The following is a 15,160-nucleotide window of genomic DNA, read 5'->3' on the forward strand; positions in this document are numbered from 1 at the left end:
TCCTCACGTGGGCCGGACGTTGTGGTTGAAGCGGAACACGTTGTCCGGGTCGTACTGCCGCTTCAGGGCACCCAGCCGCTGCATGTTCTCGGCACCGAGGCCCGCGACCACCCGGTCGCGGCCCTCGTCCCCGGTGAAGTTGAGGTAGACCGCGCCGGTGCTCCACGGCTGGACGTCGGCGCGGACGTCCTTCACCCACTGGCGGCACCGCTCGTCGTCGGCCGGGTCCTCCCAGATCCCGAACGGGTGCACCGCCCAGGGCGCGTCGCGGAACGGCACGGGGTAGTCGCCGGGCCCCGAGGCGACCGCGCCGCCCTGCGGCCAGACCACGTGCTGGGTCCCCGTCGGCACCGGCATCGAGTCGGCGCGGGCGCAGAACACGTCCACGAACGCGTCGGGCACCCCGGTGAGGTACTCCGCCGACCAGTAGTTCCGCATCCCCGGCGGGTCGTCGATCATGCACTGCAGGTCGGCGTACGGGATCGCCGTGACGATCTCTGCCTCGTGCGGGATCGCCAGCAGCGGCGCGGCGAGCTTGCGCATCTCCTCCTCGGGGCCCGCGTACGTCAGCAGCGCGCCCGCCAGCAGCAGGCCCACCAGGTGCGGCGGGACGAACTCCTCGGGCGGGCCCGTCACGTAGAGGGCGGCGCCGGAGGCCTCGGGCGGTCCCGCCTCGATGACGTCCCGGTACGCACGGACCACCTCGGGCCCGCGCTCCGGCAGGTACAGCACGAACGCGATCGACATGACCGGCAGTTCGTGCAGCCGCAGCGTCAGCGAGGTGGCGATGCCGAAGTTCCCGCCGCCGCCGTGCAGCCCCCAGAACAGCTCGGGATGGTCCTCCGCCGTCACCTGGAGCAGCTCGCCCTCGGCGGTGACCAGTTCCGCGCCCAGCAGGTTGTCCACCGCCAGGCCGAACTTCCGGTCCAGCCAGCCGGAGCCGCCACCCAGCACGAAGCCGCCGACGCCGGTCGTCGAAGCCCGTCCGCCGGTGGTCGCCAGGCCGTACGGCTCGCAGGCCCGGTCCAGGTGGCTCATCGTGGCCCCGCCCCCGATGTGGGCGGCCTTCGCCGCCGGATGCACCGTCACCTCGTGCATCCGCCGCAGGTCCACGACCAGGCCGCCGTCGTTGAGGGACATCCCGGCGACGCTGTGCCCGCCGCCGCGCACCGCGATCTTCAGGTCCAGGTCCCGGGCGAACCGTACGGCGGTGACCACGTCGGCCGGGCTCGCGCACTGCGCGATGACGGCGGGACTGCGGTCGACCATCGCGTTGAAGACCGTCCGGGCCTCGTCATAGCCCGGATCGTCCGGGACGAAGACGTCACCGGCCAGATCCTCGCGGAGCGCGGCGAGCGCCGTGCCCGCCTTCGACAGGGGCACCATGGCCTCCCCCTTCCGAGAAGGGCATAGGACCTCTCCAGGGTAGGCGGAGGCGATCACGGGGGCACGGCGGGAGCCCTCACCGTGCCCCTGGCCGCTAACCCCCGTACGCCCCGCTCGCAGTCAGCCGCAGCGCCGTGTCGATCAGCGGAACGTGGCTGAAGGCCTGCGGGAAGTTCCCCACCTGCCGCTGGAGCCGCGGGTCCCACTCCTCGGCCAGCAGCCCGAGGTCGTTGCGCAGCGACAGCAGCTTCTCGAAGAGCCGGCGCGCCTCGTCCACCCGCCCGATCATCGCCAGGTCGTCGGCCATCCAGAACGAGCACGCGAGGAAGGCCCCCTCGTCGCCCTCCAGGCCGTCCACGCCGGCCTCCTCGCCCGCCGTCGGATAGCGCAGGATGAAACCGTCGGACGTGGACAGCTCGCGCTGGATCGCCTCGATGGTGCCGATGACCCGCTTGTCGTCCGGCGGCAGGAAACCCATCTGCGGGATCAGCAGCAGGGAGGCGTCCAGCTCCTTCGACCCGTACGACTGGGTGAAGGTGTTGCGCTCCTTGTCGTAGCCCTTCTCGCACACGTCCTGGTGGATCTCGTCGCGCAGCTCGCGCCAGCGCTCCAGCGGGCCGTCCGCGTCACCGCTCTCGATCAGCTTGATCGTGCGGTCCACGGCCACCCAGGCCATCACCTTCGAGTGCACGAAGTGCCGGCGGGGGCCGCGCACCTCCCAGATGCCCTCGTCGGGCTGGTCCCAGTGGGTCTCCAGGTAGCGGATCAGCTTGAGCTGGAGCAGCGAGGCGTAGTCACTGCGGGCCAGGCCGGTCATGTGGCCCAGGTGCAGGGCCTCGGTGACCTCGCCGTAGACATCGAGCTGGAGCTGCCCGGCGGCGCCGTTGCCGACGCGGACCGGGCGGGAGTTCTCGTAGCCCGGCAGCCAGTCCAGCTCGGTCTCGCCGAGCTCCCGCTCGCCCGCGATCCCGTACATGATCTGAAGGTTCTCGGGGTCGCCGGCCACCGCGCGCAGCAGCCACTCGCGCCAGGCGCGGGCTTCCTCCCGGTAGCCCGTCCGCAGCAGCGATGACAGGGTGATGGCGGCGTCGCGCAGCCAGGTGTAGCGGTAGTCCCAGTTGCGGACCCCGCCGATCTCCTCCGGCAGGGAGGTGGTCGGCGCGGCGACGATGCCGCCCGTGGGTCCGTAGGTCAGGGCCTTGAGGGTGATCAGGGAGCGGACCACCGCCTCCCGGTAGGGCCCGTGGTACGTGCACTGCTCGACCCAGTCGCGCCAGAACTCGGCGGTGGAGTCCAGCGCCGCCTCCGCGTCGGGGGCCTCCGGCGCGCCGCGGTGCGAGGGCTGCCAGCTGATGCTGAAGGCCATCCGGTCGCCCGGCCCGACGGTGAAGTCGGAGTACGTGGTCAGGTCCTTGCCGTAGGTCTGCGCGTCGGTGTCCAGCCACACGGAGTCGGGGCCGGCGACGGCGACCGTGCGCCCGTCGACCTTGTGCACCCAGGGCACGACCCGCCCGTAGCTGAAGCGCATGCGCAGCGCGGAGTGCATCTTGACGCGCCCGCTGACCCCCTCGACGATCCGGATCAGCTGGGGCGCGTGGCCCTCGCGGGGCGGCATGAAGTCGATCACGCGGACGGTCCCGCGCGGGGTCTCCCACTCCGACTCCAGCACCAGCGAGTCACCGCGGTAGCGGCGGCGGGTCGCCCGCGGCGGCTCGGCGTCGGCCGGGAAGGCCGGGCCGATCCGCCAGAACCCGTGATCCTCGGTGCCGAGAATGCTCGCGAACACGGCATGGGAGTCGAAACGTGGCAGACACAACCAGTCCACTGCCCCGTCCCGGCAGACCAACGCGGCGGTCTGCATGTCCCCGATCAGTGCGTAATCCTCGATGCGCCCGGACACGTGCATCTCCAGTCGAACGGCCACGTCCGCCCCGAAGGGCGCTTGCATTGCGCGGTTGCGCGGTCTCCTGTGGGTGGGGATCTCCGCGTTGAGCCCATGATTCCGTATGTCGGCTCGGTGCGGCCGTGTGACGGACTGCTCGGCGGCGATGTGTGCAATATCCGAGCAGGATATGACGGCACCCTAGTGATCCCCTTAAGCCGCGGAAGAATGCGACTGCTCCAATCGGGTGACCTGCCGGTACGTCGCCGCGCCGCCCCTCCCGCACCCCCGTACGGGAGGCCCGCGCCGCGTGGCCGGAGGCGGACGGGCCCGGGCGCTGATAGGCTGGTACCCCGTGGACCGGTGGTCTGCCTGTGCGAATCAGGAGCCCCGAAACCGCAGCTTCGGCGCCCCCTGAGACCCTTCCGGATCGACGGTGGCCGGCGCCGGACGCACCTCACCTCGCGACCACGGGAGCCCCCTCTTGGCTATGCCGCCCGCTGCTTTTCGAAACAGCACAGCCATGACGACCAAGCACATCTTCGTCACCGGGGGTGTCGCTTCGTCCCTCGGCAAGGGACTGACGGCCTCCAGCCTGGGTGCGCTGCTGAAGGCGCGCGGCCTGCGGGTCACCATGCAGAAGCTCGACCCGTACCTGAACGTCGACCCCGGCACGATGAACCCGTTCCAGCACGGTGAGGTGTTCGTCACCAACGACGGCGCCGAGACCGACCTGGACATCGGCCACTACGAGCGCTTCCTCGACGTCGACCTCGACGGCTCGGCCAACGTCACCACCGGCCAGGTCTACAACACGGTCATCGCCAAGGAGCGCCGCGGCGAGTACCTCGGTGACACCGTGCAGGTCATCCCGCACATCACCAACGAGATCAAGCACCGCATCCGCCGCATGGCGACCGAGGACGTGGACGTCGTCATCACCGAGGTCGGCGGCACGGTCGGCGACATCGAGTCGCTGCCGTTCCTGGAGACCGTCCGCCAGGTCCGCCACGAGGTCGGCCGCGACAACGTCTTCGTCGTGCACATCTCGCTGCTGCCCTACATCGGCCCCTCCGGCGAGCTGAAGACCAAGCCCACCCAGCACTCGGTCGCCGCCCTGCGCAACATCGGCATCCAGCCCGACGCGATCGTGCTGCGCGCCGACCGCGACGTCCCCACCTCCATCAAGCGCAAGATCTCGCTGATGTGCGACGTGGACGAGGCGGCCGTGGTCGCGGCGATCGACGCCAAGTCGATCTACGACATCCCGAAGGTGCTGCACACCGAGGGCCTGGACGCGTACGTCGTGCGCAAGCTCGACCTGCCCTTCCGCGACGTGGACTGGACCGTCTGGGAGGACCTGCTGGACCGGGTCCACAACCCCGACCACGAGGTCAAGGTCGCGCTCGTCGGCAAGTACATCGACCTGCCCGACGCCTACCTGTCGGTGACCGAGGCGCTGCGCGCCGGCGGGTTCGCCAACAAGGCCCGCGTCCAGATCAAGTGGGTCACCTCCGACGACTGCAAGACCCCTGCGGGCGCGGCGGCGCAGCTGTCCGACGTGGACGCGATCTGCGTGCCCGGCGGCTTCGGCGACCGCGGCGTCAACGGCAAGGTCGGCGCGATCACCTACGCCCGCGAGAACAAGATCCCGCTGCTCGGCCTGTGCCTGGGCCTGCAGTGCGTGGTCATCGAGGCCGCGCGCAACCTCGCGGGCATCGAGGACGCCAACTCCACCGAGTTCGACGCCTCCACCCCGCACCCGGTCATCTCGACCATGGAGGAGCAGCTGGCCTTCGTCGAGGGCGCGGGCGACCTGGGCGGCACCATGCGGCTGGGCATGTACCCGGCGAAGCTCGCCGAGGGCTCCATCGTGCGCGAGGTCTACGGCGACCAGGCGTACGTGGACGAGCGCCACCGCCACCGCTACGAGGTCAACAACGCCTACCGCGGCGAGCTGGAGAAGAAGGCGGGCCTCGTCTTCTCCGGCACCTCCCCGGACAACAAGCTCGTCGAGTACGTCGAGTACCCGCGCGAGGTCCACCCCTACCTGGTGGCCACCCAGGCCCACCCGGAGCTCCGGTCCCGCCCGACGCGGCCGCACCCGCTGTTCGCGGGTCTGGTCAAGGCGGCCGTGGAGCGCCAGCAGCAGGCCTGACGCTCGGTAACGTAGACAGCCGGGGTACGGAGTTCCGTACCCCGGCTGTCGTGCGTTGCGGAGGGTCGGGGAATGAACATCGAGGACACGCCGGAATCCTGGGAGATGCTGTCGACGCAGCGGCCGTTCCAGGGCGCGAAGACGGCGGTGAACTCCGACGAGGTCCGGATGCCGGACGGGTCCACGGCCCGCCGCGACTACCAGGTGCACCCGGGCTCGGTGTGCGTGCTCGCGCTGGACGAGGCGGGGCGGGTGCTGGTCCTGAGCCAGTACCGGCACCCGGTGCGGCGCCGCCTGTGGGAGCTGCCGGCCGGGCTGCTCGACGTACCGGGGGAGAACCCGCTGCTCGGCGCGGAGCGGGAGCTGTACGAGGAGGCGCACGTCAAGGCCGAGGACTGGCGGGTGCTGGTCGACTTCTACGCCTCGCCGGGCGGGTCGGACGAGGCGATCCGGGTCTTCCTCGCGCGGGGCGTCTGCGACGCCGAGGGCGAGCGGTACGCGGAATCCGGCTCGGAGGAGGCGGACATGGAGCTGGCGTGGGTTCCGCTGGCGGAACTGGTCCGGGGCGTGCTGGCGGGCGAGCTGGGCAACCCGGGGCTGGTGACGGGGGTCCTCGCCCTGTCCGCCGCCCTGGCTTCCGAGGACGGCCTCGACTCCCTCCGCCCGGCCTCGGCCCCCTGGCCGGCCCGCCCGTACGAGGCGTAGCCGACCGGGACCCCGGCGCGACGGGAAGCGCCTCCGGCGGCGCCTCAATCGCCGGCGGGGCTGGTTTCGGGCTGGGCTGCGCTGCCGGGCGTGCCTTCGGCCCACCGGGGCGGGGCCGTGCGCGCGGCGGAGGAAAAAACGGACCATCCGCTGATCCGATCAGGGGATATGCCCGCCGCGCTCCACCCGGCCCGTCGCTCTGCGTGAACTACGCTCGCAATCCGAAGGCAGGGAGAGGAGCGGATCCGTGACGGATTTCGTCGGGCGGCGGCGTGAGCTCAAGGAGCTGCGCGAGGACATCGCACGGACCGGGCTCGACACCCTCTCGGGCCGCAAGGCCAAGGCACCCCGCGCCCGCGTGCTGCTGGTCGCCGGGCGCCCGGGCTCCGGCCGGACCGCGCTGGCCGAGGCGTTCGTGCGCGAGGTCGCCGAGCAGTACCCCGACGGGGTGCTCCGGACCCGGCTCACCGCACCCGGCGGGGAGACCCTGGCCACCGAGCGGGCCGTCCGCGGCCTGCTGGAAGCGCTGGGGCAGTCCACCCCGCCCGGCGCGGGCGAGGACGAGCTCAGCTCAACCCTGCGCACCGCGCTCGACGGCCGCCGCGTGGTCATCCTGGTCGACGACGCCGCCGATCCGTACCAGGTCGACGCCCTGCTGCCGGACACCCCCGAATGCCTCGTCGTGGTCACCGCGGAGGGACCGCTCACCGGGATTCCGGACGTCCGCCCGTGCACCCTCGGCGGACTCGACACGCCCTCGGCCGTGGAGATGCTGGTGCAGCGCATCGGCGACATCCGCGTCACCGCCGATCCCCGGGCCGCCGAATCCCTCGCCGAGGAGTGCGGCGGCCAGCCCGCCGCACTCGCCCTCGTCGGCGGCTGGCTGGCCGCCCACCCCAAGGCCTCCGTCGCCGACGTCGCCAAGCAGCTGCACGACATGCCCGCCGGTGTCGGCGGCCCGCTGGCCCGCGGCTTCCGGCTCGTGTACGAGTCCCTCCCGCAGCCCGCCCAGCGGACCCTGCGGCTGCTGCCGCTGGCCCCCGCCGGGATCATCGACTCGCACACCGCCTCCGCCCTCGCCGGCTGCTCGGTGGCCGCGGCCCAGTCCACGCTGGACGACTTCGCCGGGCTGGGCCTGCTGCGCCACGCCCCCGACGGCCTGTTCCTGCTGCCCGGCTGCCTCGCGCCGCTGCTCCAAGCCCTGCTCGAGGCCAGGGAGCGGCCCGCCGAGGTCCAGCTCGCCCGGGCCCGGATGCTGGAGCGCACCGTACGGCTGCTGCACTCGTGCCGGGCCATGGCCGCATCGGACGAGGACGAGGGGGTCGGCCTGCGGGAGAAGCTGGACGGCGTGCCGCGCGCCCTGCGCTTCCCCGACCGCCGGGCCGCCGCCACCTGGCTGGGCACCCGGCTCCCCGCGCTCTCCGCGGCCGCCTCCCTGGCCGTGGCCGACGGGGAGCTGGACACCCTGGCCCGCCGGCTGATCGCCGCCCTCGTACGGGCCCTCGCGGAACACCGCGGCACCGCCGGGGCCGCCCCGGAGCTGTACGGGCTGCACCGGCTGGTCCTGGACGTGGCCGAGCGGCGCGGCCTGCACCGGGAGCAGGCCGCCGCGCTGCTGAACCTGGCCGACCTGGACGCCGAGACCGGCCGGACCCAGGAAGCGCTGGACCGCTACCGGGCCGCGCTGGACGCCGGACGGGCCGCGAACGACCCGTACGCGACCGGCCGCGCGATGGAATCCGTAGGGGGTGCCTACCAGGAGCTGGCGGACTGGCACCGGGCCTCCGACTGGTTCGGCCGGGCGCTCGCCCAGGCCCTCGCGCGCGGGGAGCGCGCTGACGAGGCCCGGCTGTACGGGCGGCTCGGAAACGTCCACACGTACGCGGGCCGGTACGGGGACGCGCTGCGCAGCTGGCGGGCGGCCGCCGCGGGGTACCGGCGGCTGGCCGATGTGCCGGGTCAGGCAAAGGCGTTGAGCGAGATGGCCCGGGTCCAGGAGTACGCCGGCCGACCCGAGGAATCGCTGCACACCTGCCGGGAGGCGGTGGAGCTGGCGCGCCGCGCCGGGGACCAGCGGCTGCAGGCCGCGCTCCAGGTGCGGCTGGCCGACACGCTCGACCGGCTGGGGGATCCGGCGGCCGCCAGGCTGCACCGGTCCGCGGCCGACAGATTGCTGGGCGACGACCCCGCAGCCTGCGAAATCCGTAGTGGATCCGACTGAGATTATTTGTTTGCAAGGCTAGACACGAGTTCATCCTTCATTAAACTGGCTTCACCACGTCATCTCGTGGTGCATCCCGTTGCGCGTTCTTGTGGGCGGGTATGTATGGAAGTGCCCCGTAATTTCCCCTGAGCCAAGGACCGTGATCGACGATGAAGGTCGGCATCCCCCGCGAGGTCAAGAACAACGAGTTCCGGGTCGCCATCACGCCCGCCGGCGTGCATGAGCTGGTCCGCAACGGCCACCAGGTCTTCATCGAGCAGAACGCCGGTGTGGGCTCCTCGATCACGGACGCCGAGTACGTCTCGGCCGGCGCCGAGATCCTCGGCACCGCCGACGAGGTCTGGGCCACCGCCGACCTGCTGCTGAAGGTCAAGGAGCCGATCGCGGAGGAGTACCACCGCCTCCGCAAGGACCAGACCCTCTTCACCTACCTGCACCTGGCGGCCTCCCGCGAGTGCACGGACGCCCTGCTGGAGTCCGGCACCACCGCCATCGCGTACGAGACGGTCGAGCTCGCCAACCGCGCGCTGCCGCTGCTCGCCCCGATGTCCGAGGTCGCGGGCCGCCTGGCCCCGCAGGTCGGCGCCTACCACCTGATGCGCTCGGCCGGCGGCCGCGGCGTCCTCCCGGGCGGTGTCCCCGGCACCCACGCCGGCGAGTGCGTGGTCATCGGCGGCGGCGTCTCCGGCTGGAACGCCGCGCAGATCGCCATCGGCATGGGCTTCCACGTGACCCTGCTCGACCGCGACATCAACAAGCTCCGCGAGGCCGACAAGATCTTCGGTACGAAGATCAAGACGATCGTCTCCAACGCCTTCGAGCTGGAGAAGGCCGTCGTCGAGGCCGACCTCGTCATCGGCGCGGTGCTGATCCCGGGTGCGAAGGCCCCGAAGCTGGTCACCAACGAGCTCGTCGCCAAGATGAAGCCCGGAAGTGTCCTTGTCGACATTGCGATCGACCAGGGCGGCTGCTTCGAGGACTCCCGTCCGACCACCCACGCCGAGCCGACCTTCCAGGTCCACAACTCGGTCTTCTACTGTGTCGCGAACATGCCCGGCGCCGTGCCGAACACCTCCACCTACGCGCTGACCAACGCCACGCTGCCCTACATCGTGCAGCTCGCGAACCTCGGCTGGGTCGAGGCGCTGCGTCGTGACCCCGCGCTCGCGCTGGGCCTCAACACCCATGACGGCCAGGTCGTTTACGGTCCGGTCGCCGAGGCCCACGGCCTCGAGACCCTCGAGCTGAGCACGCTGCTCGGCTGAAACGTCAACGACTGACGTCAATCTCACGTATCCGGCCGGACCTTGCCCGCAAGGTCCGGCCGGACGCGTTTGCCGGGTGCGCCGGAGAGCCGTTCAACTCGCCTCGAACGTAACCCTTTAACCCTTTCGCACACCCGCGAAACTTCGCGGCGACAGCTCGTGCGCCCTTGACAGAGTGGTGTTCGGTTGCCGACACATCGTGCCGGGTCCGGCGGATTGTGTTGCCGCTGAGCGGTGACACGCCATAGAGTCGCCAACCGTCGGCATGGTGCCACGCTGACCTATCGATAAGTGTCCTGGTCACGTCCGAGGAGGTAAGACGACTTGTGAATGAGTCGACATTTGCTCCTGGGGGTGGTCGAGCAGGCGCGCCGGAGCGGGGCCAGAACCCCGCCGGGCTCGAGGCTGTCGGCTCCGTCGCAGTCCGCACCTTCGCAAACCACCAGCACATGACGACGCCCCAAAAGAGCATGGACGGCCTAGACGTGAACTCCAGGGCCGGCGACCTGAGCGGCGAAAAGCCCACTGGTTTCGCCGACTACGACAACGTGCCCGAAGGGCACTTCTACGACCCCGACGCGGAGTACGAACCGGACCCCGAGTACGCGGCCACCCTCGCCCCCGACGCTGCCCGTCAGCGCCGTGAGCGGATCGGCCCGACCGGACGCCCGCTCCCGTACTTCCCGATCCCGGGTCCGCTGACCGACCACGGTCCGGCGAAGATCATCGCGATGTGCAACCAGAAGGGCGGCGTGGGCAAGACCACGTCGACCATCAACCTGGGTGCCGCGCTCGCCGAGTACGGGCGCCGCGTGCTGCTCGTCGACTTCGACCCGCAGGGCGCGCTGTCCGTGGGTCTCGGCGTGAACCCGATGGAACTCGACCTGACGGTCTACAACCTGCTCATGGAGCGGGGCATGTCGGCCGACGAGGTCCTGCTCAAGACCGCGGTCCCCAACATGGACCTGCTGCCGAGCAACATCGACCTGTCCGCTGCCGAAGTGCAGTTGGTCAGCGAGGTCGCGCGCGAGTCCACCCTGCAGCGGGCGCTGAAGCCCCTGATGGCCGACTACGACTACATCGTGATCGACTGTCAGCCCTCGCTCGGTCTGCTGACCGTGAACGCCCTGACGGCGGCTCACAAGGTCATCGTCCCGCTGGAATGCGAGTTCTTCGCACTGCGCGGCGTGGCCCTGCTGACGGAGACCATCGAGAAGGTGCAGGAGCGGCTCAACCCCGACCTGGAGCTCGACGGCATCCTCGCCACGATGTACGACTCCCGTACGGTGCACAGCCGCGAGGTGCTGGCGCGCGTCGTCGAGGCCTTCGACGACCACGTCTACCACACGGTCATCGGCCGCACGGTGCGCTTCCCGGAGACCACGGTCGCCGGTGAGCCGATCACGACGTACGCCTCCAACTCCGTCGGCGCCGCCGCCTATCGCCAGCTCGCCAGGGAGGTGCTCGCCCGGTGTCACGCCGAGTGAGTCTGCCCGGAGCCGACGAACTGTTCCGTACGACCGGCGGGATGGCGCTCCAGTCCTCCTCGCCGAGGCGGGGCGCCGACGACGCGCCCGCCGCCGAGCACGCGGCCTCCTCGGCCGAGGGCGCGGCGGGGGAGGGCCGGAGCCGGGAGGCCGAGGCCGGCACGGAAGCCGTGGTGGGAGCACCCCGGCGGCCGCAGGAAGGTTCTGTCAACGGAGCCTCCGCGGCCCCCGGGGCGGGCGGACGCGGCAAGGGCCAGGGCCGGGGCGCGAACCGGCGGCCGAGCGGCCGCGAGCGGCACGACGAGAAGATCACGGTCTACGTCTCCGCCGAGGAGCTGATGGACCTGGAACACGCGCGGCTGGTGCTGCGCGGTGAGCACGGCCTGGCGGTCGACCGCGGCCGCATCGTCCGCGAGGCGGTGGCGGTCGTCCTCGCCGACCTCGAATCCCGCGGCGACGCGAGCATCCTCGTCCGCAGACTCCGCGGCCGCTGACCGCTGCGGCGCGCCTGCGCCGTCGACGCCCAGCGCCTCGCGCCCGCAGGGCCGGGTCCATCACGCCCGTTCCGCCCGGACCGCTCCGGCGGCACGGCCGCCGCGGCCGGGGGACGGGCCGGGGGCCGGGGTGATGCCCGGGACGCAGAACGTGATGTGCGGCGCGTCCCAGGCCCCGGACCGCGCGTGCACGCCCGGTACGAGCCGCGGTTCCTGCGCCGTGCGATGCGCCGCACCGGACGCCGCGCCCCGGCCGCCCCCGGCCGCCGCACTAGGCTGCGCGTACACCGCCCCCTTCGCACCACCCTGGACCCCGATGCCCCTCCCCGCCGAACCCGGACGCCCGCCCCGCCGCCTCCTGGGCCGCGGCCCAGGCGCGCCGGGAGAGGCCCCAGCGGGGCCTGAAGCGCCCGCTGAGCGCCCCGCACCGGCCGAGGGCGGGGCGGAGCCCCAGCGGGCCCCCGAGCCCGTGGACGGGCCCCCCGGTCCGGCTCGGGCCGATGCCGAGGCGCCCGCGGCCCCTGCGGGGGACGCCCGGACCGGCCCGCCCGATGCCGGGCCGCGGCCCGAGGACGGCCCCAGGGCCCCCGACGGATCCGCCCCGGCCCAGGAAGGTCCCGCCCGGCCGGGCGAGCCTGAACCGGCCGCGAGCCCCGCCGGAGGCGACGGGCGGTTCACGCTGCGGCTCGCCAACTTCGAAGGGCCCTTCGACCTCCTGCTCCAGCTGATCTCCCGGCACAAGCTCGACGTCACCGAGGTCGCGCTGTCCAAGGTCACCGACGAGTTCATGGCCCACATCCGGGCCATGGGCCCCGACTGGGACCTCGACCAGACCACCGAGTTCCTCGTCGTCGCCGCCACCCTGCTCGACCTGAAGGCCGCCCGGCTGCTGCCGGCCGCCGAGGTCGAGGACGAGGCCGACCTCGCCCTGCTGGAGGCCCGCGACCTGCTCTTCGCCCGCCTCCTCCAGTACCGGGCGTACAAACAGATCGCCGCGATCTTCGAGGAGCGCGCGGAGGCCGAGGGCCGGCGCTACCCGCGGACCGTCGGCCTCGAGCCGCACCACGCCGACCTGCTGCCCGAGGTCGTCATCACCATCGGCCCGGAGGGCTTCGCCCGCCTCGCCGTCAAGGCCATGCAGCCCAAGGCCAAGCCCCAGGTCTACGTGGACCACATCCACGCGCCGCTGGTCAGCGTGCGCGAGCAGGCCGGTCTCGTCGTACGGATGCTGAAGGCCCGCGGCGAGGCCACCTTCCAGGAGCTCACCGAGGACGCCGCGGACACCCTCACCGTCGTCGCGCGCTTCCTGGCGCTCCTCGAGCTCTACCGCGAGAAGGCGGTGGTCCTGGACCAGGAAGAGGCCCTGAAGACCCTCACCGTCCGCTGGAGCGGCGGCGACGGCGACGGCATGCCGACCGTGACCGACGAGTTCGACCAGATCGTGGAGGCCAAGGAATGAGCAGCGACGTGGCCGCGCTGGCGCTGAAGCCCGCGCTGGAGGCCGTACTCATGGTCGTGGACGAGCCCGCGACGGAGGCGCACCTCGCCAAGGTGCTGGAGCGCACCCCGCGGGAGGTCGCGGACGCGCTGCGCGAGCTCGCCGACGAGTACGCGCTCCAGGGACGCGGCTTCGAGCTGCGCCTGGTCGCCGGCGGGTGGCGGTTCTACACCCGGGCGGAGTTCGCGCCGGCCGTCGAGGGCTTCGTACTGGACGGCCAGCAGGCCCGTCTCACCCAGGCGGCGCTGGAGACCCTGGCGGTCGTCGCGTACCGCCAGCCGGTGAGCCGGTCGAGGGTCTCGGCGGTCCGCGGAGTCAACTGCGACGGGGTCATGCGCACCCTCCTCCAGCGGGGTCTGGTGGAGGAGGCGGGGACGGAACCCGAAACAGGTGCGATCCTGTACAGGACGACGAACCACTTTTTGGAGCGGATGGGCCTGCGCGGCCTGGACGAGCTCCCGGAGCTCGCGCCCTTCCTCCCCGAGGCGGACGCGATCGAAGCCGAGACGCAAGAAGGTGTGCCGTCGTTCGATCCGGACGCACCGGACACTGATGAAGACGACGACAAGACGACGGACATTTGATGCGAAGCAACGGCAACGGCGGCGGCAACAGGAACAGCGGCGGCGGCGGTGGTGGCGGACGCGGTGACTCCCGCGGCGGCAGCTCCTCCGGCGGCGGTGGCTACCGCGGCGGCAGCTCCTCCGGTGGGGGCGGCTACCGCGGCGGGTCCTCCGGCGGCAGCTCCTCTGGTGGGGGCGGCTACCGCGGCGGGTCCTCTGGCGGCAGCTCCTCCGGTGGGGGCGGCTACCGCGGCGGGTCCTCCGGCGGCAGCTCCTCTGGTGGGGGCGGCTACCGCGGCGGCTCCTCTGGCGGCAGCTCCTCCGGTGGGGGCGGCTACCGCGGCGGCGGCTCTTCCGGTGGGGGCGGCTACCGCGGCGGCTCTTCCGGCGGCGGTTACCAGGGCGGCGGCTCCGGCTCGCGCGACCGTGACCGCGACCGCGACCAGGCACCCCAGCGCCCCCGCAACCCCCGCCCCGAGGAGCGCCGCTACGACGTGGGCCCCGAGGGCGAGCGCAGCGGTCGCTCGGGCCCCAAGGCCGGCGGCGGCGGTGCCCGTGGCGCGGCCGCGCGCGGTGGCGCCAAGGGCGGCCCGAAGACCTCCAGGACCCCCGGTATCGGCGGGGCCGGCGGCCCGCGCAGCGGCCCCGGCAGCCGCAGCGGCCAGTCCCGCCCGCGGGAGCTGGACGCGCGGATCGAGGAGCGCGTGCGCGACCGGTACGCCGACAAGCCCGTGATCAAGACGCCGAAGACCTTCCCGGGTGCCGAGGAGGAGGGTGAGCGCCTGCAGAAGGTGCTCGCCCGCGCCGGCATGGGTTCGCGCCGCGCCTGCGAGGAGCTCATCGAGCAGGCCCGCGTCGAGGTCAACGGCGAGATCGTGCTGGAGCAGGGCAAGCGCGTCCTGCCGAAGGACGAGATCAAGGTGGACGGCCTGACCGTCGCCACCCAGTCGTACCTGTTCTTCGCGCTGAACAAGCCGGCCGGCGTCGTCTCCACCATGGAGGACCCGGACGGGCGCCAGTGCCTGGGCGACTACGTCACCAACCGTGAGACGCGTCTCTTCCACGTCGGTCGGCTCGACACCGAGACCGAGGGCATCATCCTGCTCACCAACCACGGTGAGCTGGCCCACCGCCTCACGCACCCGAAGTACGGCGTGAAGAAGACCTACGTCGCCGCCATCACCGGCCCGCTGCCCCGCGAGATCGGCAAGCGGCTCAAGGACGGCATCGAGCTGGAGGACGGGTACGCCCGCGCCGACCACTTCCGCGTCGTCGACCAGGTCGGCAAGAACTACCTGGTGGAGGTCACCCTCCACGAGGGCCGCAAGCACATCGTCCGCCGCATGATGGCGGAGGCCGGCTTCCCGGTCGAGAAGCTCGTCCGGACCTCGTTCGGGCCGATCGAGCTCGGCGACCAGAAGTCCGGCTGGCTGCGCCGCCTGACCAACACCGAGGTCGGCATGCTGATGCGCGAGGTCGGTCTGTAGGACCGCAGCAG

At 72.1% G+C, this 15,160-nt stretch carries 11 protein-coding genes; 9 read left to right on the top strand and 2 right to left on the bottom strand.

Annotated features, from left to right (window positions below; translation table 11 throughout):
- Nucleotides 1–3: 3 nt before the first annotated feature.
- Nucleotides 4–1,386: an FAD-binding oxidoreductase gene (locus ACIPUC_RS34280; RefSeq protein WP_446594284.1), complete on the bottom strand. Its 1,383-nt coding sequence runs from the start codon at nucleotides 1,384–1,386 to the stop codon at nucleotides 4–6.
- A gap of 94 nt (nucleotides 1,387–1,480) precedes the next feature.
- Nucleotides 1,481–3,292 (bottom strand): glycoside hydrolase family 15 protein, encoded by a 1,812-nt coding sequence (locus ACIPUC_RS34285; RefSeq protein ID WP_446594373.1) that lies wholly within the window; start codon nucleotides 3,290–3,292, stop codon nucleotides 1,481–1,483.
- A 466-nt stretch (nucleotides 3,293–3,758) separates the two neighbouring features.
- On the opposite strand from ACIPUC_RS34285, the gene ACIPUC_RS34290 reads away from it, so the two are divergent.
- From ACIPUC_RS34290 to ACIPUC_RS34330, 9 genes are all read left to right on the top strand, one after another.
- Nucleotides 3,759–5,426 (top strand): CTP synthase, encoded by a 1,668-nt coding sequence (locus ACIPUC_RS34290; protein WP_446594374.1) that lies wholly within the window; start codon nucleotides 3,759–3,761, stop codon nucleotides 5,424–5,426.
- A gap of 72 nt (nucleotides 5,427–5,498) precedes the next feature.
- The gene (locus tag ACIPUC_RS34295; RefSeq protein WP_446594285.1) at nucleotides 5,499–6,131 is read left to right on the top strand and encodes an NUDIX domain-containing protein; all 633 of its coding nucleotides are present in this window, start codon (nucleotides 5,499–5,501) and stop codon (nucleotides 6,129–6,131) included.
- A 247-nt stretch (nucleotides 6,132–6,378) separates the two neighbouring features.
- On the top strand, nucleotides 6,379–8,352 hold the full coding sequence (locus ACIPUC_RS34300; protein ID WP_446594286.1) for a tetratricopeptide repeat protein: 1,974 nt from the start codon (nucleotides 6,379–6,381) through the stop codon (nucleotides 8,350–8,352).
- 152 nt (nucleotides 8,353–8,504) lie between these two features.
- Entirely contained in the window at nucleotides 8,505–9,620 is a 1,116-nt protein-coding gene (gene ald / locus ACIPUC_RS34305) for an alanine dehydrogenase (protein ID WP_030720084.1), read from the top strand.
- A 449-nt stretch (nucleotides 9,621–10,069) separates the two neighbouring features.
- Complete coding sequence (locus ACIPUC_RS34310) at nucleotides 10,070–11,107, top strand: ParA family protein (protein WP_446594287.1); 1,038 nt, start codon at nucleotides 10,070–10,072, stop codon at nucleotides 11,105–11,107.
- Nucleotides 11,092–11,601: a hypothetical protein gene (locus ACIPUC_RS34315; protein WP_446594288.1), complete on the top strand. Its 510-nt coding sequence runs from the start codon at nucleotides 11,092–11,094 to the stop codon at nucleotides 11,599–11,601. The genes ACIPUC_RS34310 and ACIPUC_RS34315 overlap by 16 nt, the downstream gene beginning before the upstream one ends.
- A gap of 316 nt (nucleotides 11,602–11,917) precedes the next feature.
- Complete coding sequence (locus ACIPUC_RS34320) at nucleotides 11,918–13,060, top strand: segregation/condensation protein A (protein WP_446594289.1); 1,143 nt, start codon at nucleotides 11,918–11,920, stop codon at nucleotides 13,058–13,060.
- Complete coding sequence (gene scpB, locus ACIPUC_RS34325) at nucleotides 13,057–13,683, top strand: SMC-Scp complex subunit ScpB (protein ID WP_446594290.1); 627 nt, start codon at nucleotides 13,057–13,059, stop codon at nucleotides 13,681–13,683. Before ACIPUC_RS34320 ends, scpB begins: the two co-directional genes overlap by 4 nt.
- Nucleotides 13,683–15,149 (top strand): pseudouridine synthase, encoded by a 1,467-nt coding sequence (locus ACIPUC_RS34330; protein ID WP_446594291.1) that lies wholly within the window; start codon nucleotides 13,683–13,685, stop codon nucleotides 15,147–15,149. Before scpB ends, ACIPUC_RS34330 begins: the two co-directional genes overlap by 1 nt.
- The last annotated feature ends 11 nt before the right edge of the window (nucleotides 15,150–15,160 follow it).

Source organism: Streptomyces sp. LARHCF249 (assembly GCF_052871255.1).

Excerpts from the sequence above, each read along its gene's own strand:
- ACIPUC_RS34280 (WP_446594284.1), bottom strand. The coding sequence starts at position 1,386 with ATGGTGCCCCTGTCGAAGGCGGGCACGGCGCTCGCCGCGCTCCGCGAG.
- ACIPUC_RS34285 (WP_446594373.1), bottom strand. The coding sequence starts at position 3,292 with ATGCACGTGTCCGGGCGCATCGAGGATTACGCACTGATCGGGGACATG.
- ACIPUC_RS34290 (WP_446594374.1), top strand. The coding sequence starts at position 3,759 with ATGCCGCCCGCTGCTTTTCGAAACAGCACAGCCATGACGACCAAGCAC.
- ACIPUC_RS34295 (WP_446594285.1), top strand. The coding sequence starts at position 5,499 with ATGAACATCGAGGACACGCCGGAATCCTGGGAGATGCTGTCGACGCAG.
- ald (WP_030720084.1), top strand. The coding sequence starts at position 8,505 with ATGAAGGTCGGCATCCCCCGCGAGGTCAAGAACAACGAGTTCCGGGTC.
- ACIPUC_RS34310 (WP_446594287.1), top strand. The coding sequence starts at position 10,070 with ATGACGACGCCCCAAAAGAGCATGGACGGCCTAGACGTGAACTCCAGG.
- ACIPUC_RS34320 (WP_446594289.1), top strand. The coding sequence starts at position 11,918 with ATGCCCCTCCCCGCCGAACCCGGACGCCCGCCCCGCCGCCTCCTGGGC.
- scpB (WP_446594290.1), top strand. The coding sequence starts at position 13,057 with ATGAGCAGCGACGTGGCCGCGCTGGCGCTGAAGCCCGCGCTGGAGGCC.
- ACIPUC_RS34330 (WP_446594291.1), top strand. The coding sequence starts at position 13,683 with ATGCGAAGCAACGGCAACGGCGGCGGCAACAGGAACAGCGGCGGCGGC.